23 protein-coding genes are annotated in these 25,055 nt (G+C 59.2%); 12 read left to right on the forward strand and 11 right to left on the reverse strand.

Going from position 1 to position 25,055, the window contains the following annotated elements:
* The first annotated feature begins 4 nt into the window (after positions 1-4).
* The 4 genes from QMK55_RS13540 to QMK55_RS13555 all read left to right on the forward strand — a co-directional run bounded on the left by QMK55_RS13540 (position 5) and on the right by QMK55_RS13555 (position 6,510).
* On the forward strand, positions 5-1,105 hold the full coding sequence (locus QMK55_RS13540; RefSeq protein ID WP_413787270.1) for a hypothetical protein: 1,101 nt from the start codon (positions 5-7) through the stop codon (positions 1,103-1,105).
* A complete protein-coding gene (locus tag QMK55_RS13545) occupies positions 1,102-2,043 on the forward strand; it encodes a TniB family NTP-binding protein (RefSeq protein ID WP_320329354.1) in 942 nt (313 codons plus the stop codon). The genes QMK55_RS13540 and QMK55_RS13545 overlap by 4 nt, the downstream gene beginning before the upstream one ends.
* 432 nt (positions 2,044-2,475) lie before the next feature.
* Positions 2,476-3,638 (forward strand): IS3 family transposase gene (locus QMK55_RS13550; RefSeq protein ID WP_090175779.1). Its coding sequence is split into 2 segments (ribosomal slippage): positions 2,476-2,731 and positions 2,731-3,638, totalling 1,164 coding nucleotides; the frame shifts between segments, so codons are not numbered across the junction.
* Positions 3,639-4,386: 748 nt separating this feature from the next.
* Complete coding sequence (locus QMK55_RS13555; protein WP_320329355.1) at positions 4,387-6,510, forward strand: DUF6311 domain-containing protein; 2,124 nt, start codon at positions 4,387-4,389, stop codon at positions 6,508-6,510.
* Positions 6,511-6,557: 47 nt separating this feature from the next.
* Here the strand turns inward: QMK55_RS13555 and QMK55_RS13560 are convergent, their stop codons facing one another.
* Positions 6,558-7,277 (reverse strand): response regulator transcription factor, encoded by a 720-nt coding sequence (locus tag QMK55_RS13560; protein WP_320329356.1) that lies wholly within the window; start codon positions 7,275-7,277, stop codon positions 6,558-6,560.
* A 168-nt stretch (positions 7,278-7,445) separates the two neighbouring features.
* Here QMK55_RS13560 and QMK55_RS13565 point away from each other — a divergent pair, with 168 nt between their 5' ends.
* On the forward strand, positions 7,446-8,978 hold the full coding sequence (locus QMK55_RS13565; protein ID WP_102355508.1) for a sensor histidine kinase: 1,533 nt from the start codon (positions 7,446-7,448) through the stop codon (positions 8,976-8,978).
* Positions 8,979-9,146: 168 nt separating this feature from the next.
* Here QMK55_RS13565 and QMK55_RS13570 read toward each other — a convergent pair whose 3' ends face one another.
* The 4 genes from QMK55_RS13570 to glyQ form a co-directional block, all read right to left on the reverse strand.
* Positions 9,147-9,926 (reverse strand): lysophospholipid acyltransferase family protein, encoded by a 780-nt coding sequence (locus tag QMK55_RS13570; protein ID WP_102355507.1) that lies wholly within the window; start codon positions 9,924-9,926, stop codon positions 9,147-9,149.
* Between the two features lie 83 nt (positions 9,927-10,009).
* Positions 10,010-10,549, reverse strand: a complete 540-nt coding sequence (gene gmhB, locus QMK55_RS13575; protein ID WP_178082116.1) for a D-glycero-beta-D-manno-heptose 1,7-bisphosphate 7-phosphatase — start codon at positions 10,547-10,549, stop codon at positions 10,010-10,012.
* 4 nt (positions 10,550-10,553) lie between these two features.
* Complete coding sequence (glyS, locus tag QMK55_RS13580; RefSeq protein WP_102355505.1) at positions 10,554-12,608, reverse strand: glycine--tRNA ligase subunit beta; 2,055 nt, start codon at positions 12,606-12,608, stop codon at positions 10,554-10,556.
* On the reverse strand, positions 12,605-13,558 hold the full coding sequence (glyQ, locus tag QMK55_RS13585; protein WP_025112261.1) for a glycine--tRNA ligase subunit alpha: 954 nt from the start codon (positions 13,556-13,558) through the stop codon (positions 12,605-12,607). The genes glyS and glyQ overlap by 4 nt, the downstream gene beginning before the upstream one ends.
* 81 nt (positions 13,559-13,639) lie before the next feature.
* On the opposite strand from glyQ, the gene tag reads away from it, so the two are divergent.
* From tag to QMK55_RS13600, 3 genes are all read left to right on the forward strand, one after another.
* Positions 13,640-14,197, forward strand: coding sequence for a DNA-3-methyladenine glycosylase I (tag, locus tag QMK55_RS13590; protein ID WP_320329357.1), 558 nt, complete (start codon positions 13,640-13,642; stop codon positions 14,195-14,197).
* A gap of 40 nt (positions 14,198-14,237) precedes the next feature.
* The gene (locus QMK55_RS13595; protein ID WP_083367454.1) at positions 14,238-15,125 is read left to right on the forward strand and encodes a lysophospholipid acyltransferase; all 888 of its coding nucleotides are present in this window, start codon (positions 14,238-14,240) and stop codon (positions 15,123-15,125) included.
* 83 nt (positions 15,126-15,208) lie between these two features.
* A complete protein-coding gene (locus QMK55_RS13600; RefSeq protein ID WP_016984083.1) occupies positions 15,209-15,448 on the forward strand; it encodes a PilZ domain-containing protein in 240 nt (79 codons plus the stop codon).
* 1 nt (position 15,449) lies between these two features.
* On the opposite strand, the gene QMK55_RS13605 is transcribed toward QMK55_RS13600, so the two are convergent.
* From QMK55_RS13605 to def, 5 genes are all read right to left on the reverse strand, one after another.
* Complete coding sequence (locus QMK55_RS13605; RefSeq protein ID WP_102355503.1) at positions 15,450-15,764, reverse strand: tetratricopeptide repeat protein; 315 nt, start codon at positions 15,762-15,764, stop codon at positions 15,450-15,452.
* A 121-nt stretch (positions 15,765-15,885) separates the two neighbouring features.
* A complete protein-coding gene (gene trkA, locus QMK55_RS13610; protein WP_003220233.1) occupies positions 15,886-17,262 on the reverse strand; it encodes a Trk system potassium transporter TrkA in 1,377 nt (458 codons plus the stop codon).
* Positions 17,263-17,284: 22 nt separating this feature from the next.
* A complete protein-coding gene (gene rsmB, locus QMK55_RS13615; RefSeq protein WP_320329358.1) occupies positions 17,285-18,595 on the reverse strand; it encodes a 16S rRNA (cytosine(967)-C(5))-methyltransferase RsmB in 1,311 nt (436 codons plus the stop codon).
* Positions 18,592-19,551, reverse strand: a complete 960-nt coding sequence (gene fmt / locus QMK55_RS13620; protein WP_320329359.1) for a methionyl-tRNA formyltransferase — start codon at positions 19,549-19,551, stop codon at positions 18,592-18,594. Before fmt ends, rsmB begins: the two co-directional genes overlap by 4 nt.
* A 57-nt stretch (positions 19,552-19,608) precedes the next feature.
* Positions 19,609-20,115 (reverse strand): peptide deformylase, encoded by a 507-nt coding sequence (gene def, locus QMK55_RS13625; protein ID WP_102355499.1) that lies wholly within the window; start codon positions 20,113-20,115, stop codon positions 19,609-19,611.
* Positions 20,116-20,274: 159 nt separating this feature from the next.
* Between def and QMK55_RS13630 the strand changes: the two genes are divergently transcribed.
* The 4 genes from QMK55_RS13630 to QMK55_RS13645 all read left to right on the forward strand — a co-directional run bounded on the left by QMK55_RS13630 (position 20,275) and on the right by QMK55_RS13645 (position 24,008).
* Entirely contained in the window at positions 20,275-21,300 is a 1,026-nt protein-coding gene (locus QMK55_RS13630; protein ID WP_102355498.1) for a LysM peptidoglycan-binding domain-containing protein, read from the forward strand.
* 82 nt (positions 21,301-21,382) lie between these two features.
* Positions 21,383-22,480 (forward strand): DNA-processing protein DprA, encoded by a 1,098-nt coding sequence (gene dprA / locus QMK55_RS13635; RefSeq protein WP_102355497.1) that lies wholly within the window; start codon positions 21,383-21,385, stop codon positions 22,478-22,480.
* A 55-nt stretch (positions 22,481-22,535) separates the two neighbouring features.
* Positions 22,536-23,093 (forward strand): L-threonylcarbamoyladenylate synthase, encoded by a 558-nt coding sequence (locus QMK55_RS13640; protein WP_320329360.1) that lies wholly within the window; start codon positions 22,536-22,538, stop codon positions 23,091-23,093.
* A 240-nt stretch (positions 23,094-23,333) separates the two neighbouring features.
* Positions 23,334-24,008 (forward strand): hypothetical protein, encoded by a 675-nt coding sequence (locus QMK55_RS13645; protein WP_102355496.1) that lies wholly within the window; start codon positions 23,334-23,336, stop codon positions 24,006-24,008.
* Between the two features lie 65 nt (positions 24,009-24,073).
* Here the strand turns inward: QMK55_RS13645 and QMK55_RS13650 are convergent, their stop codons facing one another.
* Positions 24,074-25,051 carry an NADPH:quinone reductase gene (locus QMK55_RS13650; protein WP_102355495.1) on the reverse strand — a complete coding sequence of 326 codons (978 nt, stop codon included), beginning with the start codon at positions 25,049-25,051 and terminating at the stop codon, positions 24,074-24,076.
* Positions 25,052-25,055: the final 4 nt, after the last annotated feature.

Raw genomic sequence — 25,055 nt, forward strand, 5'->3', positions numbered from 1 at the left:
TTATATGACGGTTGTAGTAGATAAGTTTTCTCGCATGGTCATGGGGTACCTACTTCATCTCGCTGCGCCAAATACCGAATCTGTTCTTCGGGTCATTGAGCGTGCAATTCGCCCCAAAGCAGATCTTTTACGGCGTTTTCCTAACGTGAAGAACGAATGGCGGGCTCATGGCATGCCCACTCGAATCGCACCGGACAACGCTGCGGAGTTTCACGCGGGTGACCTAGTCATTGGCTTTAACGATTTGGGGATCGAGATTCTGTACCCCGCTTCCAGAGCTCCTGAGGAAAAAGGAACAGTTGAAAGGTTTTTCAGCACCCAAAATTTGGGATTGATTCACAACCTCCCAGGCACGACGTTCTCCAATGTGCAACAACGTGGAGATTACGATTCAGAACAGCACGCTTGTTTCACTCTTGTGCAGCTGGAGGCTGCCGTCGTGAAGTGGATTGTGGATGGTTACCACCAGACTCCACATCGTGGACTTAACAAAAAGACACCTGCTCAGGTCTGGCTCAATGATGAGCAGCAGCATTTGATCCGATTGCCGGTAGACCTGGATGCACTGGAGTGCATTCTCGCTCGACGCTGCGCCGTTAAGGTTCATCACTATGGAATCGAGGTAGACACCATCGGCTATCACTCCAGTGAACTTGCTCAGTTGCGAATGCGCTTGAAGCCGGGTGAAAAGGTCAGTGTTCGCTATCGAGACGAAGCTGGCCATGTCTGGGTACATGATCGTTTCAGAAGCGTCTTCCTGCAGGTGCCAGTCAAGGATAAGCGAATGATTGGTAAGAGCCGAGAGCTGTGGAAAGCTGCGCAAAAAGCGCTGAGGGAGGCCGGCAGGGAAACGCCTAGTTTTGACGAACTGCATCGGACTTATCGTGAAATTCGGGAAGAAATTGATGAAGCTAAAACTTCTCAGAAGTTGCGCCGCCGCCGTGAGGCCGCGCGTGCCAAGCTGGACAGGGAAGGACGCAAGGTTGACACGAATAGCTCTCCGGTAGTGGTTGCCGAGGTGGACTGGGTTGACAGCCAAGCCTTGCCAACTGTCGCGCCCCTCAAGGTTTCTTACCGTCCACCCTCTGTAGGAGGCAGACCATGAAAACTGCGGAAGAAGGCACCCTACCCTTTTCCTTGCGTCATTTCTTCATTGATACCCCACAGGCCATGCGAGCTTTGACGCGCCTGGCCGAGGTACATGGTGATACCAAGCGCACGGGGGCGAGTAAGGGATTAGTTATTCAAGGTCCGAGCGGCGTGGGTAAGAGCACGATGATCAGGGAGTATGTTCAGCAACTGAAAGCTGCAGATCATGTATCTACGCAGAAACGAACCGTACTGGTTGTTGAAATCCCCTCATCGCCAACCAAAAAGAACTTGGCCACTGCGATGCTTAGAGCATTGAACGATCCCTACGCAGATTCCCGTGGTCATTCTGCAGAGGTCAAATTCGAGCGAATCATCCTACTCATGAACAGGCTTGGTGTTGAGGTAGTGGTGCTCGACGAGGCCCAACACCTGGTTGATTACCGCCGCAATGATGCGCACGAGGCTGCGGACTGGATCAAAAGCATGATGAACGAGACCAGCATCACATTTGTACTGGTGGGGTTGAAGCGCACGGAGGGGCTCTTGTGGGCGAACGAGCAACTGCGTCGTAGGTTCTCCGCAATAGTTGACTACAACCGGTTCTACTACGGCGATAGAGCTTCGACACACTTTACATCGTTGCTTGAATCGATCGCTGGATTGTTGCCGGTTAGGACAATCAGCTTCTCGCAAACTCAGCTCATACAGCGTTTCCATCTTGCTTCGTATGGGTTGATCGACTACCTGATCAAGATCCTGGATAGGGCTGTATGGCTCGTTGAGCATCGAGATCTTGAGGGTATCAATCTCGAAGTGCTCTCTGAAGCTTTCAGGGATGAGGTCTGGAGCCAAGCCACCACCGAGCGCAATCCGTTTAGTGAAAGCTTCAATTTCAAGCCACTGATTGGTAATCGTGAACCTTTTGAGAACTTCGACTTGATCGCGTCCTGATCGAGAAGGCCGGAGCTACAACTCCGGTCCTATCACTTCAACTCCACATTCTCGGTAGTTCATTGCTCACGGTACAAAAATGTTCGGTCTTTTAATCAACGTTCATCCTCATCGAGATGAGAGCTTGCTAGGATATTTGCAGCGATTGGCAGGAGCCAATGGCTTAGTGGGAAACGAACTGATCAAGGCTTTTCAGGAAGCCAGTGATGATGACGTAGCCAACTGGTTTCGCACTATGACGCTGCCGGTGAGCTGGCCGGCAGTATCCCTCTTGCTTAGACGACCGACGACACAGGCGCTTAAGACTTGGTCGCTACATCGCAAGCGTTTTTGCTCATGTTGTTTGGCTGAACACTCTTATTGGAGAGTGTAGTGGTCTAATGAAATCGGACACCCATTTAGGCGAGAATGCTCGCCAGATCGAGGTGTCAGATGACCAAACAACGCCGCTCCTTTACTCCTGAATTCAAGCGCGAGGCTGCCGACCTTGTGCTCAAACAAAACTACAGCTACATCGAAGCCAGCCGTTCACTCGGCATTGGTGAATCGGCATTGCGCCGCTGGGTTGACCAGATTCAGAAAGAACATAAAGGCGTTACCCCGCAGAGCAAGGCACTGACTCCGGAACAGCAAAAAATTCAGGAGCTGGAAGCCCGGATTGCTCGGCTTGAGCGAGAGAAATCAATACTAAAAAAGGCTACTGCGCTCTTGATGTCGGAAGATCACGAGCGTTCGCGCTGATTGACCAGTTGAGCGCCCATGAGCCGGTTGATTGGCTGTGCAAGGTGTTTGACGTCACTCGCTCGTGTTACTACGCCCAGCGCCTGCGGCGCCGCACGCCGGATGTTGAACGGCTTCGATTGCGTAGTCGCGTCAGTGAGCTGTTCTCGCAAAGTCGCAGCTCTGCGGGCAGTCGCAGCATCCTGTCGCTGATGCGTGAAGACGGTGAGCAACTCGGTCGATTCAAAGTGCGTAGCTTGATGCGCGAGCTTGATTTAGTCAGCAAACAACCCGGCTCCCATGCCTACAAGCGAGCAACAGTAGAAAGACTGGATATCCCGAACACATTGAACCGCGAGTTCGACGTGCCAGCGCCCAATCAAGTCTGGTGCGGCGATATCACCTACATTTGGGCGCAAGGAAAGTGGCATTACCTGGCTGTCGTCCTGGATCTTTGTACGCGTCGGATCGTGGGCTGGGCGCTGTCGGAAAAGCCAGACGCTGAGCTGGTGATCAAAGCGCTGGATATGGCTTACGAGCAGCGTGGCAGGCCTTCGGATCTGCTATTCCACTCGGACCAGGGATCGCAATATGCAAGCCGACTCTTTCGCCAGCGGTTGTGGCGATACCGCATGCGCCAGAGCATGAGTCGACGAGGAAACTGCTGGGATAACGCACCGATGGAGCGCGTATTTCGCAGCTTGAAAACAGAATGGATACCGACCGTGGGCTATCGAACTGCGCAGGAAGCACAGCGCGATATCAGCCATTTTTTGATGCATCGCTACAACTGGATTCGGCCTCACCAATTCAACGATGGGTTGGCGCCAGCGCGGGCCGAGGAAAAACTTAACGTCGTGTCCGGGATTAGTTGACCACTACACCCAGTTGCCGAGATGTGCTGATCAAGTAAATTCTTCGCAAACCATCACCTTTGCTATTTTCTATAGGTTTGGAGGTGGGTCAGTCTCGAGTCAGCGCCTAGGTCAATCGACGTTGGCGTCAGCAGGTTGAGGAGCCTGGAGCGGTTCTGGACCATAGATTCTGAACTGATTGTTGATGTTGTCCTGAAGCCGGAGGTACCTATATAAAAGAAGGATTTATCTACTTGGGCTTCGTAGGAGCACAAGTCTGAAAAAATAGGCCGGGTCTCTTAGGTATCAGCGACCCTATCCTGTCACCTTAGGTTTCGGGGGACCAAGCTCGAAAGCTTGGCAGCACGGCACTCACCTTCAAGGGATTAGTGGCATGCGCGCTCCACCCTCGAGTTTACGTTTCTTCCCTTTTATATCAACAAACAGGTTGGACGAACGACGGAGGTTGTAGTGACTACCTTTCTACTCGGATGCATCTATTCTGTTAGACGGGTAGGCTTTTCTCATTTATTTCGTGAATCCCAACCGGCGGATTCACAAAAAAGATGATTTTCTACCAGCGTTTGCTGGGCCTCCCGAATCGTCTATTTTGTGAACCTACAGTTGCCGACTCCGCACAGGAAAGGCCCGCGCAAGCGGGCTTTTTTTTGCGTTCAGTTTCGTCTTGAGGCGCGATACGATGCGGCTCTTTCGTCGCAGACTGGCGGCGGTCGGATTGTAAAAAAACGACTAAAAAACGAGCAATCAATTGACTCATCTATGCGTAACGAAGGATTCCGTCACACGTCTATCGGTCAATGTGCTGCCCTTGCTGTTGGGGATTCTGGCCTTTTTTATCGTCATCGGTCCAAGGGCGCTAAACCCGCAAAACATTGCGTGGCTGGGCAGCGGTGATCCGGCAACACACTATCTTGGCTGGGTGTTTTTCAGGCATTCGCCCTGGTCGTTGCCGCTGGGGGTCAATCCTTCGTATGGATTGGAACTGAGCAGCGCAATCATCTACTCGGATTCGAACCCGCTGCTGGCGTTGATCTTCAAACCCTTTGCCGCGTGGCTGCCCGAGCCTTTCCAGTACTTTGGTCTGTGGCTGCTGCTGTGTTTTGTGTTGCAGGGCTGGTTCGCCTGGAAGCTGATGGGCCTGGCCACTGCCAACGTTGCGCTGCGTTTGTTGGGGGCGGCACTGTTTCTGTTCAACCCGGCACTGATATCGCGGATGGGCGAGCATTTATCCCTTGCCGGGCATTTCCTGATCCTCGCCGCTTTGTATCTGGCCCTGCGTCCTCACGCCGAACGGCGGCGTCTGGCCTGGGGCGTGTTGTTGGCGGTCGCGGCCTTGATACACGCTTATCTGTTGGCAATGGTGGGCTTGATCTGGCTGGCCGACCTGGCGGCCCGATCATTGAGGCGGCAGATGCTGCTGAAAAAGTCGATCGTCGAACTGGTTGGCCTGCTGTTGCTGACCGGGGTGTGTTGCTGGCAAGCAGGCTATTTCACCGTCGAAGGTGAGGGACTGACGTCATTCGGATTCGGATTGTTTCGCGCCAACGTGCTGACGTTTTTCGACCCCGCTGGATGGTCTTGCGTCTTGGGCGATATACCCGGCGTACCCGGGGATTCGGCTGGCATGGCGTTCCCGGGGCTGGGGGTGATGTTCCTGTTCGTTTGCACGTTGTGGTTCATTTGCTCAGGCGAAGGCCAGATCGTTGCAACAATACGCAAACGCTGGGTATTGCTGCTGGCACTGTTTGGACTGATGCTTTTTGCGTTCTCCAACAGGATCGGCGTCGGACCGGTCGAGTTCGTCTACTGGTTGCCTGACCCCGTCATTTCCATGGCCGGCATTTTCCGCGCTTCGGGGCGCATGATCTGGCCTGTCATGTACGCGGCGATCTTTGCGGTGGTGTTCCAGGTCGCGCGTAACGCGTCGCCACGGACTGCGCTGTTGCTGCTGGTGACGGCGATGCTGGTACAGGTCTTCGACACCCGCGCCGGTTGGGCAGGCATACGCCGGCAGCAGATGGTCACACCGGCTGCGACCTGGAATTCCCCGATGGTCAATCCGTTCTGGCACAGCGCGGCAGCGCACTATCAGAAGGTCCGCTACGTAATTCCGCAGAACCTGACGACTCATTGGATGATCCTCTCCGATTACGCGGGCAAGAATCATCTCGCCACCGATGCGGTGTACCTGGGCCGGGTGAGCGCGCAAGCGCAGGAGGATCTGCAGCATGCGGCGGCCAGGGCCATCGAGTCTGGCCGTTATGAGCGCAACACCCTCTACGTGCTTGAGCAGCGATCAGCGCTGCAAGCGGCGCTCAACGTCGATGGCGACAGCGATGGGCTGGCCATGATTGACGGCTTTTATGTGCTGGCTCCGGGCTGGAAGCGCTGCGCTGACTGCCTGCCACGCATGGACGGTGCACCCCGGGATCTGATCCCTTCATTCGGCGCCGGTGAAAAACTGCAGTTTGTGGCGGGGAGCCACGCGGTAGATGCACTCGGCAAGGGCTGGTGGTTTGCCGATGCGCAGGGCACGGGGTCGGTAGGGCCGGATGCCGAGATCATCCTGCGGCCCAAGGCTGGCGTGAGTTCACTGACACTTGAAACCAACGCGTTCCTGTCTGAGAAAACTCCGCGCCAAACGGTGGAGATCAGCATCAATAACGTGCCGGTAATCTCTGCCAGCCTGAGCAATGCCACCGGCAATACAATCAACATCAACCTGCCCGCCGAGGTGCAGGCCCTGGTCGCGCAACAAGGCCTGCTGCGTATCCAGCTGCATTTCCCGCTGGCAATCAGTCCGCATGATCTGGGCTGGGGAGAAGACATCCGCAAACTGGCGATCAGCTTGCTGGCATTGACCTTTCATTGATCAGTGATGTCAGCCAGGGCCAACGCAATGCCGTTGGCCTGCCCTCTTCACCCGCTCGTTGCCGCGACACTTTCCAACCGATACCCATATCCGTAAATCGTCAACAGCTGCCAACCGCGATCCGCCGTCAGCCCCAGTTTGTTGCGCAGGCGGTAGATGTGCGTGTCCAGGGGGCGCGACGAGAGCACCTCTTCATGGGGCCAGAACCGTTCGTATAAGTACTCGCGTGACAACGGCCGCCCCAGATTGCTGAACAGACAGCGAGCGAGGCGGTATTCGCGTTCGGTCATGACGATGGGTTTATGGTCGCGGGTGACGGTCAGTTCGGCGTCGTCGAAGGTCAGGTCGTTGAAACTCAACATTTCGGCGGCGGCACTGCGTTGCTGGCTGTGCCGGCGCAGCACGGCGGCGACTCGGGCTTTCAGCTCGTTGGGGCGGAACGGTTTGCTGACGTAATCGTCGGCACCGGCGTTCAGGGCCTGGACGATATCGCTTTCGCCGTCGCGGCTGGTCAGCATGATCGCGGCGGGCGGCGACTCCATGTGTTCGCGGGTCCAGCGCAACAGCGCCAGGCCGGTCAGGTCAGGCAGTTGCCAGTCGAGGATCAGCAGGTCGAAGGTGTCCCGGCGCAACTGGCGCAACAGATCCTCTCCCCGTTCAAAGCTGTGCAGTGACCATGGCTGGTCTCCCGCAGCCGCCATTTGCTGCAGGGTTTGCTCGACCCGGCGCAGTTCGGCGGGTTCATCGTCCAGTATCGCAACGCGCATACGCGTGGGTTCCTTGTTGCTTGGGCAGTGGCCGGCAACCTTAACGGCCTGGCCTGTGCAGTGAAAGTAAGCGGTCCGCCGTCGGTCGACGTCCGCTATTATTCTTCGGATCTATGTCCTCAGACCTGTGGCCCATGAAACCATTCACTGCCCCCTGCCCGTTTTGCCATGAATAGCCCGCGTCGGCGTGAAAGCCGCGAGCCGAGTCAGGTCCAGCGCCTGTTTCGGCGACTGGTGCGTGAGTGGTTGTGGATAAGTCTAGTGCTGTTAACGCTGACTGCGCTGTTGTCGTATCGCGCCCAGATCAATCTGCACGACACGGTACCGGGCTGGAGTGCGTTGCTCTCGGTTGGGCTGGTGGCCTGCGTCCTCGGTTTGCTGCCGTGGCACCCGCGCTGGGCGATCTGGGTGACGCTGGGCGGGGTGGCTTGCGTGTTGCTGACTAGCGCCGGGCTGGCGGAAGCCCGGCACTGGTGGTCACCGACGCCGGCGGCGCTCGGCATGTTGTTCGGCTATCTGATCTGGAACTGGCGACGCCTGAGCGTGGTGCTGACGTACTTTGGCTGGGAACTGGCGCGACTGGACCGCGAGCCGAAAGTGTTCCCGGAACGGCGCCGTGCGCAATTCACCAGTGCAGACCAGTTGCAGGGGCAGATCATGGCGCTGGAACAAGCCATGAGCCGCACGCGCGATACCCGGCGCTTCATCGCCGACGGTTTGGAATACCTGCCGGTGGCGACGCTGATCAGCGATCCCAGGGGGCAGATCCTGCTGGGCAACCGCAAGGCCCGCGTATTGTTCGATCACCCGCTGGTCGGCGACGATGTTCTCGAGCAACTCGCCCGTCTCGGCTACCCGGAATTATCCACAGAACCGCACCCGCCGTTATCAGCCCTGCCCCTATTGGAATTTCATGACCACAAGGAGCGCAGTTTGCGACTTGAGCGTGCAGCTTTACTGCCGGTGGACGGTGATACGCCCATTGGCTGGCTGCTGAGCCTCACCGACTTGAGCGCCGAACGCGCCGCTGAAGAGCAACGCGGTGTATTGCTGCGTTTTCTCTCCCACGACCTGCGTGCTCCGCATTCGGCGATCCTTGCCCTGCTCGATGTACATCGCCATCAGGCTGGGGCGCACGCCCCACTGTTCGAGCAGATCGAGCGTCAGGTGCACAGGGCACTGGATCTGACCGATGGCTTCGTATTGCTGGCGCGGGCGGAATCCGAGGCCTACCAGTTCCAGCCGAGTCTGTTTGCGATGCTGATACTGGACGTGCTGGATCAGGCCCTGCCCATCGCCCAACAGAAAAACATCAAACTGCTGCACGTCATGGATGAGCCATCCCAGGAACGACTGGTCCTGGCCGATCAGGGATTGCTGACCCGTGCCTTGTTCAATCTGCTGGAAAACGCGATCAAGTACAGTCCGGCGGGCACCACGATTCAATTGAGCGTCAGTGGTCATGGCGATTGGCTACGTTGTGAGTTGCACGATCAGGGCAAAGGCATCGCTGCCGAAGAACTGCCGGATCTGTTCACTCAGTACCGACGCTTTTCATCGGCGCAGGGGATCGATGGCGTCGGCCTGGGACTGTCGATGGTCAAGGCGGTGGTCGATCATCATGGCGGCACAATCGCATGTCACAGCGTGGTCGATCAGGGTACGACCTTCCGGCTCCAGCTACCGCTGATTGCAGAGTGAACAGGCACAAAAAAACCGGCTATATCAGCCGGTTTTTTTACTTCCGAAAAAAACTTATGCACGTTTTACGGCGTTTTATGAACTTGAGAAATATATAAGTAAATCAATAATTTACTTTTAATATTCAGACGTTTTCAACAAAACCGTGCACAGGTTATCCACAAAATCTCAGACAGCCATCTGATCATTTGCCGCCGGAGCCTGCGGGGCTGGTGGCAAGGAACCCATCTCCCGCTGAGTCTTCTCGTTCCACGCTTGCACGCGATCGTTCAGATCAGCGATGGCGCGCGGGCCAGTGCCTTCGGCGTACATCGGTTCACCGATGACCACGGTGATCACGCCGGACTTTTTACCCCAGCCGATTTTCGGCCAGAACTTGCCGGCATTGTGTGCAATCGGCAGTACCGGAAGCGCTGCATTTACGGCCAACGCGCTACCACTGCGGGAGAACTTGCCAACAGTACCGTAAGGAACACGCGTGCCTTCCGGGAAGATCAGCACCCAAACATTGTCCTTGAGCAGTTCGTCACCCTTCGCCGCGACTTGTTTCAGAGCGGCTTTCGGGTTGTCGCGGTCAATCGCGATCGGCCGCAACATGGCCATCGCCCAGCCGAAGAACGGCACGTACAGCAATTCACGCTTGAGCACCTGGCTCAAGGGCGAGAAATAAGCGGAGAGAAAGAATGTCTCCCAGGTGCTCTGGTGGTTCGACTGAATCACACAGGGCCGATCCGGCACATTTTCTGCGCCTTTGATTTCGTAACGGATACCGAGAAACACCTTGGTCAACCACAAGGCGCAACGGCACCAGTACACGTTGATAAAACGATAACGCGCCTTGAATGGCAGGAACGGCGCGATAAAAAAACTCAGGCTGCACCACAGCAGCGAGGTGGTGCCCAGCAGCAGGTAAAAGAGAAAAATTCTGATGGCCCGCAGTATCGACATAGTGACGTTTACCGTTACGGGGCAATCCCCGGCTGTTCAAGCGCACTCCCGATCAATCCCTGGTCAGGAACTTCAGAAGTACTCTAGTTGTGGATAAGTTCTGCGGCAATCGCCGCCAGATCGTCAAAAATCAGAGTGCCAACCGGCAGGGTTTTGCCCTGAGTCTTTTCGCCTTTTCCGGTCTTTACCAAAACTGGCTGTGAATCGACGGCTTTGGCCGCCTCCAGGTCACCAAGGCTGTCGCCGACGAACCAGACATTCGCAAGCGTCACGTTGTAATGCTCGGCGATGGTTTTCAACATCCCCGGTTTCGGCTTGCGGCAATCGCAACCTTCGTCCGGGCCATGCGGGCAATACACGATCAGCCCGACTTCACCGCCCTGCTCAGCCACAAGCGTGCGCAGGCGCGCGTGCATGGCGTCGAGGGTGGCGAGATCGTAGTAGCCGCGAGCAATGCCCGACTGGTTGGTGGCGACCGCCACCGTCCAGCCGGCCTTGCTCAACTGCGCAATCGCCTCGATCGAGCCGGGCAGTGGAATCCACTCCGCCACTGACTTGATGTAAGCGTCGGAGTCGTAATTGATCACTCCGTCCCGATCGAGAATCAGCAGTTTCAACAGCAGTCCCTCAACCCAGCAGCGAAATGTCGGCAACACCGAGGAACAGACCGCGCAGACGCGCCAGCAGCGCGTAGCGGTTGGCCCGGACCTTGGCGTCTTCGGCATTGACCATCACCGCGTCGAAGAACGCGTCCACCGGCTCGCGCAGGGCGGCCAGGCGGGCCAGCGATTCGTTGTACTGACGCGCCGCGGCCATTGGCTGCACAGCCTGATCGGCCTGCTGGATCGCCGAGTACAGCGAGAACTCGTTGGCGTTGTCGAAGTACTTGGCCTCGACCACGGTCGGTACCGAGCCTTCAACCTTGCTCAACAGGTTCGATACACGCTTGTTCACCGCCGCCAGCGCTGCCGCTTCCGGCAGTTTGCGGAAGGCCTGCACCGCTTGCACACGCTGGTCGAAGTCCAGCGCCGAACCCGGCTTCAGGGCACGTACCGACAGGTAGGTGGCGACATCCACACCTTCATCTTCGTAACGCGCACGCAGACGGTCGAAGATGAATTCCAGCACTGAGTCGTTGAGGCCGGCAGCCTTGACCTTGGCACCGAAAGCAGTCACGGCGAAAGCCACGGCGTCGTTCAGGTCCAGATCCAGTTGTTTCTCGATCAGGATGCGCAGCACACCCAGTGCCGCACGGCGCAGGGCATACGGGTCTTTGCTGCCGGTTGGCAGCATGCCGATACCGAAGATGCCGACCAGGGTGTCGAGTTTGTCGGCAATAGCGACAGCTGCACCGGTCAGGGTCGCCGGCAGTTCAGCACCGGCACCGCGTGGCATGTACTGCTCGTTCAGCGCCAGCGCGACGTCTTCTGGCTCGCCATCATTGAGGGCGTAGTAGTAACCGGCGACACCTTGCATCTCCGGGAACTCGCCGACCATTTCGGTGGCCAGGTCGCACTTCGACAGCAAGCCTGCACGAGCAGCCCACGAGGCGTTGCCGCCGATACGCGCGGCGATGTAGGCCGCGAGTTTCGATACGCGCTCGGCCTTGTCGTAGACACTGCCGAGTTTTTCCTGGAATACCACGTTCTGCAGGCGCAGGTTGAAGTCTTCGAGTTTCTGCTTCTTGTCTTGCTTGAAGAAGAATTCGGCGTCGGTCAGGCGTGGGCGAACCACTTTCTCGTTACCGGCGATGATCTGCTGCGGGTCTTTGCTTTCGATGTTGGCCACAGTGATGAAACGTGGCAGCAACTTGCCGTCGGCATCCAGCAGGCAGAAGTACTTCTGGTTGTCCTGCATGGTGGTGATCAGTGCTTCCTGCGGCACGTCGAGGAAACGCTCCTCGAACGAGCACACCAGCGGCACCGGCCATTCAACCAGCGCGGTCACTTCGTCGAGCAGCGCAGGTGGCACGATCGCGGTGCCTTCCTGACGGGTCGCCAGCTCTTCGGTGCGCTTGCTGATGATCTCGCGACGCTCGTTGGCGTCGGCCAGGACATAGGCGGCACGCAGGTCAGCGAGGTAGCTGGACGGCGAACCGATGCGCACGTTTTCCGGGTGGTGGAAGCGGTGACCACGGGAGTCACGGCCAGCCTTCTGCGCAAGGATGGTGCAGTCGATGACCTGGTCACCGAGCAGCATCACCAGCCACTGGGTCGGACGCACGAACTCTTCCTTGCGCGCACCCCAACGCATGCGTTTCGGGATCGGCAGGTCGTTCAGCGAGTCCTCGACGATGGTCGGCAGCAAACTAGCGGTCGGCTTGCCGGCAATGTTCTGGCTGTAACGCAGTTTCGGACCGCTCTGGTCGATTTCGCTCAGCTCGACGCCGCACTTCTTGGCGAAACCCAAGGCTGCTTGCGTTGGATTGCCTTCAGCGTCGAACGCGGCCTGACGTGGCGGGCCGTCGAGATTGATGCTGCGATCCGGTTGCTGGGTCGCCAGCGCAGTGATCAGCACAGCCAGACGACGCGGTGCGGCGTAGACGGTTTTAGTCTCGTAGCTCAGGCCGGCCGCTTGCAGGCCCTTGTCGATACCGGCGAGGAACGCCTCAGCCAGTGTGTTCAGGGCTTTGGGTGGCAGTTCTTCGGTGCCCAGTTCAACCAGAAAATCTTGAGCACTCATTGTGCAGCCTCCAGCTTGGCCAGTACTTCGTCACGCAGGTCCGGGGTCGCCATCGGGAAGCCCAGCTTGGCGCGTGCCAGCAGGTAGGCTTGCGCAACGGAACGCGCCAGGGTGCGTACGCGCAGGATGTATTGCTGACGCGCGGTCACCGAGATCGCCCGGCGCGCATCCAGCAGGTTGAAGGTGTGCGACGCCTTCAGGACCATTTCGTAGCTCGGCAGCGGCAGCGGCTGGTCGAGTTCGATCAGCCGCTTGGCTTCGCTTTCATAGAAGTCGAACAGTTCGAACAGTTTGTCGACGTTGGCGTGCTCGAAGTTGTAGGTGGACTGCTCCACTTCGTTCTGATGGAACACGTCGCCGTAGGTCACCTTGCCCATCGGGCCGTCAGCCCAGACCAGGTCATAGACCGAGTCAACGCCTTGCAGGTACATGGCCAGACGCTCAAGACCGTAAGTGATCTCGCCGGTCACCGGATAGCACTCGATGCCGCCAGCCTGCTGGAAGTAAGTGAACTGGGTCACTTCCATACCGTTCAGCCAGACTTCCCAGCCCAGACCCCAGGCGCCGAGGGTCGGCGATTCCCAGTTGTCTTCGACGAAGCGGATGTCGTGGACCAGCGGGTCCAGGCCGACATGCTTGAGGGAGCCCAGGTACAGTTCCTGGAAGTTGTCCGGATTCGGCTTCAGGACGACCTGGAACTGATAGTAGTGCTGCAGACGGTTCGGGTTTTCACCGTAGCGGCCGTCAGTCGGACGGCGGCTTGGCTGCACGTAGGCGGCGTTCCAGGTTTCCGGGCCGATGGCACGCAGGAATGTCGCGGTGTGGAAAGTGCCGGCGCCTACTTCCATATCGTAGGGCTGAAGTACCACACAACCTTGCTCGGCCCAGTATTGCTGGAGCGCGAGGATCAAGTCTTGGAAGGTACGCACGGCTGGCGTAGGCTGGCTCACGAAATTCACCTGTTTCTTGGGCTGCGATTTAAAGAGCGGGAGTATACCCGATTCAGTCGCACCTCCACCCCCTGGAGCCTTATGCCACGCTGCTTTTGGTGTACCGAAGATCCGCTGTACATGGCTTATCACGATCAGGAGTGGGGCACGCCGCTACGCGATGCGCAGGGTTTGTTCGAGTTGCTTTTGCTCGAAGGGTTCCAGGCCGGGCTTTCCTGGATCACCGTGCTGCGCAAGCGCGAGCGTTATCGCGAGGTGCTGTTCGGCTTCGACGTACAGCGCGTGGCGCAGATGAGCGACGCCGAAATCGACGAATTGATGCTTGATCCGGGGATCATTCGCAACCGCCTCAAACTCAATGCCGCCCGGCGCAATGCCCAGGCCTGGCTGGCGCTTGAGGATCCGGTGGGGTTCCTCTGGTCGTTCGTCGGTGACCAATCGATCATCAATCATTTCAAGGATCGCAGCGAAGTCCCGGCCATTACTCCTGAAGCCGTGGCGATGAGCAAAGGCCTGAAAAAGGCCGGCTTCACCTTCGTCGGCCCGACCATTTGCTACGCGTTGATGCAGGCCTCGGGCATGGTCATGGATCACACCCGGGACTGCGACCGCTACGCGCAGCTGGTAAACGGCGGTTAGAATGGCCGCCTCGCGCACCGCACAAGATCAGGAGTGACCTGTGGAAAAGTTTAAAGGCGCCTTGCTGGTAGGCGCTCTGCGGCTGTTTGCCCTGCTGCCATGGCGGGCCGTGCAGGCCGTGGGTTCGGCGATCGGCTGGATCATGTGGAAAACCCCCAACCGTTCCCGCGACGTGGTGCGGATCAACCTCGCCAAATGTTTTCCACAGATGGATCCGGCCGAGCGTGAGCGTCTGGTCGGCCAGAGCCTGAAAGACATCGGCAAGTCGCTGACCGAAAGCGCCTGCGCGTGGATCTGGCCGGCGCAGCGTTCGATCGACCTGGTGCGCGAAGTCGAAGGCCTCGACATCCTCAAGGACGCATTGGCCTCGGGCAAAGGCGTGGTCGGCATCACCAGTCACCTGGGCAACTGGGAAGTGCTCAACCACTTCTATTGCAGCCAGTGCAAACCGATCATTTTCTATCGTCCTCCGAAGCTCAAGGCGGTGGACGAATTGCTGCGCAAACAGCGCGTGCAGTTGGGCAACAAGGTTGCTGCGTCGACCAAGGAAGGCATCCTCAGCGTGATCAAGGAAGTGCGCAAAGGTGGTGCAGTGGGCATTCCCGCCGACCCGGAACCGGCCGAATCCGCCGGGATCTTCGTGCCGTTCTTCGCCACCCAGGCGCTGACCAGCAAATTCGTGCCGAACATGCTCGCCGGTGGCAAAGCGGTCGGCGTGTTCCTCCACGCACTGCGCTTGCCGGACGGTTCCGGCTACAAAGTCATCCTCGAAGCAGCGCCCGAAGCCATGTACAGCACCGATACCGCCGAGTCCTGCGCGGCCATGAGTAAAGTGGTCGAGCGTTACGTGGCGGCGTATCCGAGCCAGTACATGTGGAGCATGAAGCGCTTCAAGAAGCGCCCGCCGGGCGAAGCGCGCTGGTACTGAGCTGGATTGACGAGATTGGCATGATCTGTGGATAACCCCACTGTCGAGGTTATCCACAACCGTTCATTCAAGGGCGCAAGAAGATGTCCGAACACCGCAAATCGTTTCGCATCAAGATCACCCATGACAGCTTCGGCGAGTGCCTCGGGCAGACGCGTAACCTGTCGCCCACCGGGGTATTTGTGCAACATCCGACCTTGGCATCGTTGCCCAAAGGTGCGGTGGTGTATGGCCAAGTGCAGGGTTTACCCACCGGCGCGCCAAGCGTACGAATGGAAGTTGTGGCGGTGGACGCCGACGGGATCGGCCTTCGTTACCTTTGATTCACTGGGCCTGGCGATCGAGCTTCTTCAGAAAAACAGCCATTTCCTTTTCGGCTTGCTTGTCGCCATGGGCGAGGGCCGCTTCCAGACCTTGTTCCCACGCCTGACGTGCGGCGGCGCTATTACCCAGCGCCAACTGTGCCTTGCCCAACAGCTTCCAGGCCGCCGAATATTTCGGATCAAAACCGACGCAGCGCTGGAAATGCTCGGCAGCCTTGGCGTTTTCGCCAAGATCCAGATAACCCTTGCCCAGTCCGAAGCGCAGCAAGGAGTTATCCACACCCTTGGCGAGCATTTTTTCCAGGGATTCGAGCATTTTTGCACCCTCGTTAATGTGATCGTTCCCACGCTCTGCGTGGGAATGCCTCAATTGGACGCTCTTGGGACGCAGAGCGCCCCGGGCTGCATTCCCACGTGGAGCGTGGGAACGATCAACCTCAGAAGAAGCTCAACCCCACATGAAACAGCTTCTCCACATCGCGAATATGCTTCTTGTCCACAAGGAACAGAATCACATGGTCGCCCGTTTCGATCACGGTATCGTCGTGGGCGATGATCACTTCTTCGTTGCGGATGATCGCGCCAATCGTGCTGCCCGGCGGCAGGCCGATTTTCTCGATGGGCCGGCCGATGACCTTGCTCGACTTCGCATCACCGTGGGCAATCGCCTCGATGGCCTCTGCCGCACCGCGGCGCAGTGAGTGCACGCTGACGATATCGCCACGCCGTACGTGGGCCAGCAAGGTGCCGATGGTCGCCAGTTGCGGGCTGATGGCGATGTCGATGTCGCCGCCCTGAATCAGGTCGACGTAGGCCGGGTTGTTGATGATTGTCATCACCTTCTTCGCCCCCAGCCGTTTGGCCAGCAGCGACGACATGATGTTGGCTTCGTCATCGTTGGTCAGCGCGAGGAAGATGTCGGCGTCGGCGATATTCTCTTCCAGCAGCAGGTCGCGGTCCGACGCGCTGCCCTGCAGCACCACGGTGCTGTCGAGGGTATCGGAGAGATAACGGCAACGCGCCGGGTTCATCTCGATGATCTTCACCTGATAGCGGCTTTCGATGGCCTCGGCCAGGCGTTCGCCGATCTGCCCGCCGCCGGCGATGACGATGCGTTTGTAGGTTTCGTCGAGACGGCGCATTTCGCTCATCACCGCACGAATGTTCTCACGGGCGGCGATGAAGAAGACTTCGTCGTCGGCCTCGATCACCGTGTCGCCTTGCGGCAGGATCGGCCGGTCGCGGCGGAAAATCGCAGCGACACGGGTTTCGACGTTCGGCATGTGCTCGCGCAACTGGCGCAGTTGCTGACCCACCAGCGGCCCGCCGTAGTAGGCGCGCACCGCCACCAGTTGTGCCTGGCCTTCGGCGAAGTCGATCACCTGCAATGCGCCCGGGTGCTGAATCAGGCGCTTGATGTAGTTGGTCACCACTTGTTCGGGGCTGATCAGCACGTCGACCGGAATCGCTTCGTTCTGGAACAACTGTTCCTCGCGATTCAGATAGGACGCTTCGCGCACCCGGGCGATTTTGGTCGGGGTGTGGAACAGGGTGTGGGCGACCTGGCAGGCGACCATGTTGGTCTCGTCGCTGTTGGTCACCGCCACCAGCATGTCGGCATCGTCGGCGCCGGCCTGGCGCAGCACCGACGGCAGCGAGCCACGGCCCTGAATGGTGCGGATGTCGAGACGGTCGCCGAGGTCGCGCAGGCGCTCGCCGTCGGTGTCGACCACAGTGATGTCATTGGCTTCGCTCGCCAGGTGTTCAGCCAGCGAACCGCCGACCTGCCCCGCACCGAGGATGATGATTTTCATCCAGTCACTCCGTTGAATCCGTTTAGCCGCGCGCGGCAGCGATCTTGATCAGCTTGGCGTAGTAGAACCCGTCATGCCCGCCCTGCTGGGCCAGCAATTGGCGACCATGGGGTTGTTTGATCCCGGCTGTGGTCGCCAGATCCAGTTCGCGGGCACCCGGCGTACGCTCAAGGAACGCGGCGATGACTTCGGTGTTCTCGGTCGGCAAGGTCGAGCAAGTGGCGTAGAGCAGAATGCCGCCCACCTCAAGGGTTTTCCACATGGCGTCGAGCAACTCGCCTTGCAGTTGCGCAAGGGCAACGATGTCGTCCGGCTGCCGGGTCAGCTTGATGTCCGGGTGACGACGAATCACCCCGGTGGCCGAGCACGGCGCGTCGAGCAGGATGCGCTGGAACGGTTTGCCGTCCCACCATTTTTCGGTATCTCGACCATCGGCGGCGATCAGTTCGGCGCTCAAGCCGAGCCGTTCGAGGTTCTCTTTGACTCGCACCAGACGCTTGGCTTCCAGATCCACCGCGACCACGCCGGCCAGTGCCGGTTCGGCTTCGAGGATGTGGCAAGTCTTGCCACCCGGGGCGCAGCAGGCATCAAGCACTCGCTGGCCTGGCGCCAGATCGAGCAGATCGGCGGCCAGTTGCGCGGCCTCGTCCTGCACGCTGATCCAGCCTTCGGCGAAGCCCGGCAGACTGCGCACGTCGGCGGCGGCGTCGAGAACGATGCCGTCGCGGCTGTAAACGCATGGCGTCGCAGCGATACCCGCCTCAGTCAACAGACCGAGATAGGCATCACGGCTGTGATGGCGGCGGTTGACCCGCAGGATCATCGGCGGGTGCGCGTTGTTCGCCGCGCAGATCGCTTCCCACTGTTCAGGCCAGAAAGCTTTCAGGGATTTTTGCAGCCAGCGCGGGTGAGCGGTGCGCACCACCGGGTCGCCCTCCAGCTCGGCGAAAATCGTTTCGCTTTCGCGTTGGGCATTGCGCAGCACGGCATTGAGCAGGCCTTTGGCCCACGGCTTTTTCAGCTTGTCGGCGCAACCGACGGTTTCGCCGATGGCGGCGTGAGGCGGTACGCGGGTGTAGAGCAATTGGTAGAGACCGACCAGCAGCAGCGCTTCGACATCGGCGTCGGCAGCCTTGAACGGTTTCTGCAGCAGCTTTTCCGCCAGTGCCGAAAGACGTGGCTGCCAGCGCGCGGTGCCAAAGGCCAGATCCTGAGTGAAACCGCGATCGCGATCCTCGACCTTGTCCAGTTGCGTCGGCAGGGAGCTGTTCAGCGAGGCTTTGCCGCTGAGCACGGCGGCGAGTGCCTTGGCGGCGGCCAGACGCGGATTCATTGCGCGTCCACCGCTGCGCCAAGCACCGTGCCGACGGCGAATTTCTCGCGACGGCTGTTGAACAGATCGCTGAAGTTCAGCGCTTTGCCGCCGGGCAATTGCAGGCGGGTCAGGCACAGCGCTTGTTCGCCGCACGCGACGACCAAGCCGTCCTTACTGGCGCTGAGGATTTCACCTGGCGCGCCTCTGCCGTCAGCGAGTGTCGCCGCCAGCACTTTCAGTGCTTCACCGTTGAGGGTGCTGTGGGTGATCGGCCATGGATTGAAGGCGCGAACCAGACGTTCTAGCTCAACCGCCGGACGGCTCCAGTCGATCCGTGCTTCGTCTTTGTTCAGCTTGTGCGCGTAGGTGGCGAGCTCGTCGTTCTGCACTTCGCCTTCCAGCGTGCCAGCGGCCAGACCGGCAATCGCCTGCACCACGGCTGGCGGGCCCATCTCGGCGAGGCGGTCATGCAGGCTGCCGCCAGTGTCTTCAGCGCTGATCGGGGTGACGACCTTGAGCAGCATCGGCCCGGTATCCAGGCCCGCTTCCATGCGCATCACGGTCACGCCGCTTTCGGCATCACCGTGTTCCACGGCGCGCTGGATCGGCGCCGCACCGCGCCAGCGTGGCAGCAAGGATGCGTGGCTGTTGATGCAGCCCAGGCGTGGAATATCCAGCACCGCTTGCGGCAGGATCAGGCCATAGGCGACCACCACCAGCAAGTCCGGCTGCAGCGCGGCCAGTTCAGCCTGAGCATCAGCGTTGCGCAGGGTCGGCGGCTGCAACACCTGGATATTATTTTCCAGCGCCAACTGTTTAACCGGGCTCGGCATCAGTTTTTGCCCACGACCGGCCGGACGATCCGGTTGGGTGTAAACCGCAACAATCTCGTAAGGGCTGTTCAGCAGGGCCTTGAGGTGCTCGGCGGCGAATTCCGGGGTGCCGGCAAAAACGATGCGCAGTGGCTCAGTCATGAAAGGAGTCTCATAAAAAGAAAAAGGCTTGCCGCAGCAAGCCTTTGAAGAGGGGCATCAAGCGTTCTGGCGATGGAGCTTTTCCAGTTTCTTCTTGATCCGGTCGCGTTTGAGCGTGGACAGGTAGTCGACGAACAACTTGCCGTTGAGGTGGTCGCATTCGTGCTGGATGCACACTGCGAGCAGGCCTTCGGCGATCAGTTCATAAGGCTGGCCGTCGCGGTCCAGCGCCTTGATCCTGACCTTCTGCGGGCGGTCGACGTTTTCGTAGAAACCCGGTACCGAGAGGCAGCCTTCCTGGTATTGCTCCATCTCTTCGGTCAGCGATTCGAACTCGGGGTTGATGAACACCCGCGGTTCGGTGCGGTCTTCGGAAAGGTCCATCACGACGATACGTTGGTGCACGTTGACCTGGGTCGCGGCGAGGCCGATGCCCGGCGCTTCATACATTGTTTCAAACATGTCATCGACCAACTGACGCACTTCGTCGTCCACTACAGCCACAGGCTTGGCGATAGTACGCAGACGCGGGTCCGGGAATTCGAGGATGTTTAAAATGGCCATAGGCTGATTGCTGCACGTATTGAGTAAAGTCGGGTCGATGGCCTGGCAGGTCCGAAGATGCAGGCTACCGTTGTGAAGCGTAGCTAATGCATTTTGCACTAGCGAGCCACGGGGGCTCTGACGGTTCACGCGAACGCACATGATAAAGGGATTCGCTGCATGAGGAAAACACTACTCGCCCTGCTGTTTCTGGCTTCGGCCGGTGCTGCGCAAGGGCAAGTGCAACTCAGGGATGGTTTTCCACAGCAATACACGGTGGTTTCGGGAGACACGCTCTGGGACATTTCCGGCAAATATCTGCGCGAGCCGTGGCAGTGGCCACAGCTGTGGCGGGCCAACCCGCAGATCGAAAACCCCAACCTGATCTACCCCGGCGACACGCTGACGCTCAACTACGTCAATGGCCAGCCGCAACTGACCCTGAACCGTGGCGAGTCACGGGGCACGATCAAACTGTCGCCGCGTATCCGCACCAGCCCGGTGGCCGAGGCGATTCCGAGCATTCCACTCAAATCGATCAACAGTTTTCTGTTGAGCAACCGCATCGTCGACAAGGTCGAGGATTTCGACAAGGCGCCGTACATCGTCGCCGGCGATGCCGAGCGTGTGCTCAGCGGCACTGGCGACCGGATCTTCGCCCGTGGCCATTTCGACCCGAATCAGCCGGTGTACGGCATCTTCCGCCAAGGCAAGGTGTATACGGATCCGCAGACCAAAGAGTTCCTCGGGATCAACGCCGATGACATCGGCGGTGGCGAGATCGTCGCCACCGAAGGAGACGTCGCCACCCTCGCCCTGCAACGCACCACGCAGGAGGTGCGTCTGGGTGACCGCTTGTTCAGTGGCGAAGAGCGTTCGATCAACTCAACCTTCATGCCCAGCGCCCCGACCACCAGCATCAACGGCGTGATCATTGACGTGCCGCGTGGCGTCACCCAGATCGGTGTGATGGACGTGGTTACCCTGAACAAGGGCAAGCGCGACGGCCTGGCCGAAGGCAATGTGCTGGTGGTGATGAAAACCGGGGAAACCGTTCGCGACCGGATCACTGGCCAGCCACTGAAAATTCCTGACGAACGGGCCGGGCTGCTGATGGTGTTCCGCACCTACGACAAGCTCAGTTACGGCCTTGTCCTCAACGCTTCACGCTCGCTGGCGGTGCTCGACAAGGTACGAAACCCTTAGCAGGCTTAACAAGTTACCAACAGAGTTATCCACAGCTTGTTCCGAATGGTTCGGGACTTATAACGGTCAAGGATGATCCACGATGCTGTCTGCCTGTACGTCCGTTTCCCCTGCGGAACTGGAAGCGCGTTTGCGCCTGCACCGTTTGCCGGAAGTCGGTCCGAAACGTTTTGCCAAATTGCTCGAAGCCTTCGGCTCGGCTTCAAAAGCCATCAGTGCGCCGGCCAGTGCCTGGCGTGCGCTGGGTTTACCGGCGGCGTCTGCCGAAGCTCGGCGCAGCCCCGAAGTGCGTGACGGCGCCAGCCATGCATTGCGCTGGCTAGAGCGTCCGCAGCAGCATTTGCTGATGTGGGATCAAGCGGATTATCCGGCGCTGCTGGCGCAGATTCCCGACCCTCCACCGCTGTTATTCGTGGCCGGCGATCCTTTGATTCTGGAAAAACCGCAGCTGGCGATGGTCGGCAGTCGCCGCGCGTCGCGTCCGGGGATGGACACCGCCGCGGCGTTTTCCCGTAGCTTGGCCGGCGCCGGTTTTGTCATTACCAGTGGCCTGGCGTTGGGTATCGATGCGGCCGCCCATCAAGCAGCGCTGGACATCGGCGGGCAAACTGTCGGTGTGCTCGGCACCGGGTTGGAAAAATTTTATCCACAGCGCAATCGAGGACTGGCCGACGCGATGATCGCCTCCGGCAGCGCGGTGCTTTCGGAGTTTCCCCTGGACGCCGGCCCGACGGCGAGCAACTTTCCGCGACGCAACCGAATCATCAGCGGTTTGTCCCTTGGGGTGCTGGTGGTCGAAGCGAGCGTTGCCAGCGGTTCGCTGATCACCGCACGGCTGGCGGCGGAACAGGGGCGCGAGGTGTATGCGATTCCCGGCTCGATCCATCATCCCGGTGCGCGCGGTTGTCACCAATTGATCCGCGACGGTGCGGTGCTGGTGGAAACCATCGAACACATCCTCGAAGCCCTGCGCGGCTGGCAGCATCTGCCGTTATCCACAGACACGCCGAGCACCGATCATCCCCTGTTGAACCTGCTGCATGCCGCGCCGCACACCACTGAGGCGTTGGCCGACAGCAGTGGCTGGGCCTTGCCCAAAGTCCTGGCGGCGCTCACCGAGCTGGAAATGGATGGCTCTGCGGTGTGTGAAAACGGTCGCTGGCTGGCCAGGACACGCTAGGTTTTACAGGGAAGATCGGTAAACTGCGCAAAACCTGTTTGCGGAGAGTTTTTTCATGGTCAACAGTTGGCGTGTGCAACAAGCCGCACGAGAGATTCGCGCCGGGGCGGTGATTGCCTATCCAACCGAAGCCGTCTGGGGGCTGGGTTGCGACCCGTGGAACGAAGAAGCGGTGGATCGGCTCTTGGCGATCAAGAACCGGTCGGTGGACAAGGGCCTGATCCTGGTCGCCGACAACATCCGTCAGTTCGATTTCCTGTTCGAAGACTTCCCGCAAGAGTGGATCGACCGCATGGCCAGCACCTGGCCGGGGCCGAACACCTGGCTGGTGCCGCATCAGAACCTGTTGCCGGAATGGGTGACGGGCGTGCACGACACCGTGGCGCTGCGGGTCAGTGATCATCCGCAGGTGCGGGATCTGTGCTCGATGGTCGGGCCGTTGATCTCGACTTCGGCCAACCCGCAGGGGCGTCCGGCGGCGCGCACGCGGTTGCGCGTCGAGCAGTATTTCCGTGGGCAGATCGACCTGATCCTCGGCGGCCAACTGGGCGGGCGCAAGAACCCCAGCGTGATCCGTGATCTGACGACCGGCAAGGTCATTCGTCCCGACTGATCCGACCTCGAACGTTTGTAACGTGAGTACTCCTCAGCTTGATCGCGAGGAGTACTACGCGTGCCTGCGATTTATCCTGCAATGATGCTTTTTCGCGTGTCGGAAAAGTCCCCAAGTATCCGGATTCATTGACTTTTCCTACCGAATTATCAGACCACGTTCCGTGGCAGTATCGCCAAAAGCAACCATCCTTTCCCTGCACTCGAAACACTTCGATAAGTTAAGGTCTGCGGAGAAAGAATGGACACTACGGATTTGCAACTCACGGATTACCTGCAGGCGCTTCAGGTGACGTTGAAAAGTCACCATGAGGGTTGTCGCATCGTGATGCTTGAAGCGGGGGCGGATACCCAGGAGTTCGATCGGTTTATCGATCGGCAATTTCGGCTTCGGCTGCAGCATTACATGCTGACGTCGAGGGCGCGGATGCTCGAAACGAGGCTGGCGACAAGGTCACGCAGCACGCACTTTCTGTTGTATCGGCACGAGCAACTGCTGGCGGTATTGAGGGCGACTCCGGCACCGTTCGAATGGGCCTCGCTGGCGCAGCAACATGTTTCGCCCACGGTGGCGTTATCACGCCATGTCGAATTCAGCCGCTTGATCGCGCAATCACCCAACCCGTTGCCCACTGCGGTCAACGGTCTGTTGGCGGCCGCTGCAGAGTGGGCGATAAAACACGGTTACCAAGGTGTAACCGCGTTGTGCAGGTCGCCACAGCTGCGCCTCTACCAGCGTTTTGGCCTGATGCCGATTGCTTCCAACCCCTTGCATATTGAACAGCGCGCACGCGGTGAGTATTGGGCGTTATCAGCCGAATGGCGGCAAATCCTCGCAGCGGTTCAACAACCGGATCACGTGGCTGTGGGCCACTTGGTGCAAAAACCGTTGGCGTGTCATCCGCAAAGGTTCTGAACGCGTTCAAACAGTCTTGCCAGCCATGGTTTGAAACCCGGACTGGCAAGACGCCGAGAGACGTATCAGGGCAGCAGGATGGTCGAGCCGGTGGTGCGCCGCGCCGACAATTCGGTCTGCGCCTTCGCTGCATCAGCCAGTGGATAACGCTGGTTGATGTCGATCTTGATCTTGCCGCTGATGATCATCTCGAACAGCTCGTCAGCCATGCGCTGCAAGTTTTCGGCGTTGTTGGCGTAGGTCGCCAGGGTTGGCCGGGTCACGTACAGCGAACCCTTGGCCGAGAGAATCCCCAGATTGACCCCGTCCACTGCGCCGGAGGCATTGCCGAAGCTCACCACCAGACCACGTGGCGCCACGCTGTCGAGGGAGGTCAGCCAGGTGTCCTTGCCGACGCCGTCGTAGACCACCGGGACTTTCTTGCCGTCGGTCAGCTCCAGCACCCGCTGCGCAACGTTTTCGTGGCTGTAGTCGATGGTTGCCCAGGCGCCGTTGGCCTTGGCCAGATCGGCTTTTTCCTTCGAGCTGACGGTGCCGATCAGTTTCACGCCCAGTGCCTTGGCCCATTGGCAGGCCAGCGAACCGACACCCCCTGCTGCGGCGTGGAACAGAATGGTTTCGCCGCCCTTGAGTTCATAGGTCTGGCGCAGCAGGTACTGCACGGTCAGGCCCTTGAGCATGACGCCGGCGGCGGTTTCGAAGCTGATCTCGTCCGGCAGCTTCACCAGATTCGCTTCGGGCAGGACGTGCAGCTCGCTGTAAGCGCCCAGCGGACCGCTGCCATACGCGACGCGATCACCGACCTTGAACCGGGTGACGTCGCTGCCTACCGCATCAACGATGCCGGCGCCTTCAGCGCCCAGGCCGGACGGCAAGGCTGGCGGTGCATACAGACCGCTGCGGAAATAGGTGTCGATGAAATTCAAGCCGATCGCCTTGTTCGCCACCCGTACCTGATTCGGGCCGGGCGCGGCGGGTTCGTAGTCGACATATTCGAGCACTTCGGGACCGCCGTGGGCGCGGAACTGGATACGCTTTGCCATCTGC

It is taken from the genome of Pseudomonas sp. P8_229, assembly GCF_034008635.1.
Classification (GTDB): domain Bacteria; phylum Pseudomonadota; class Gammaproteobacteria; order Pseudomonadales; family Pseudomonadaceae; genus Aquipseudomonas.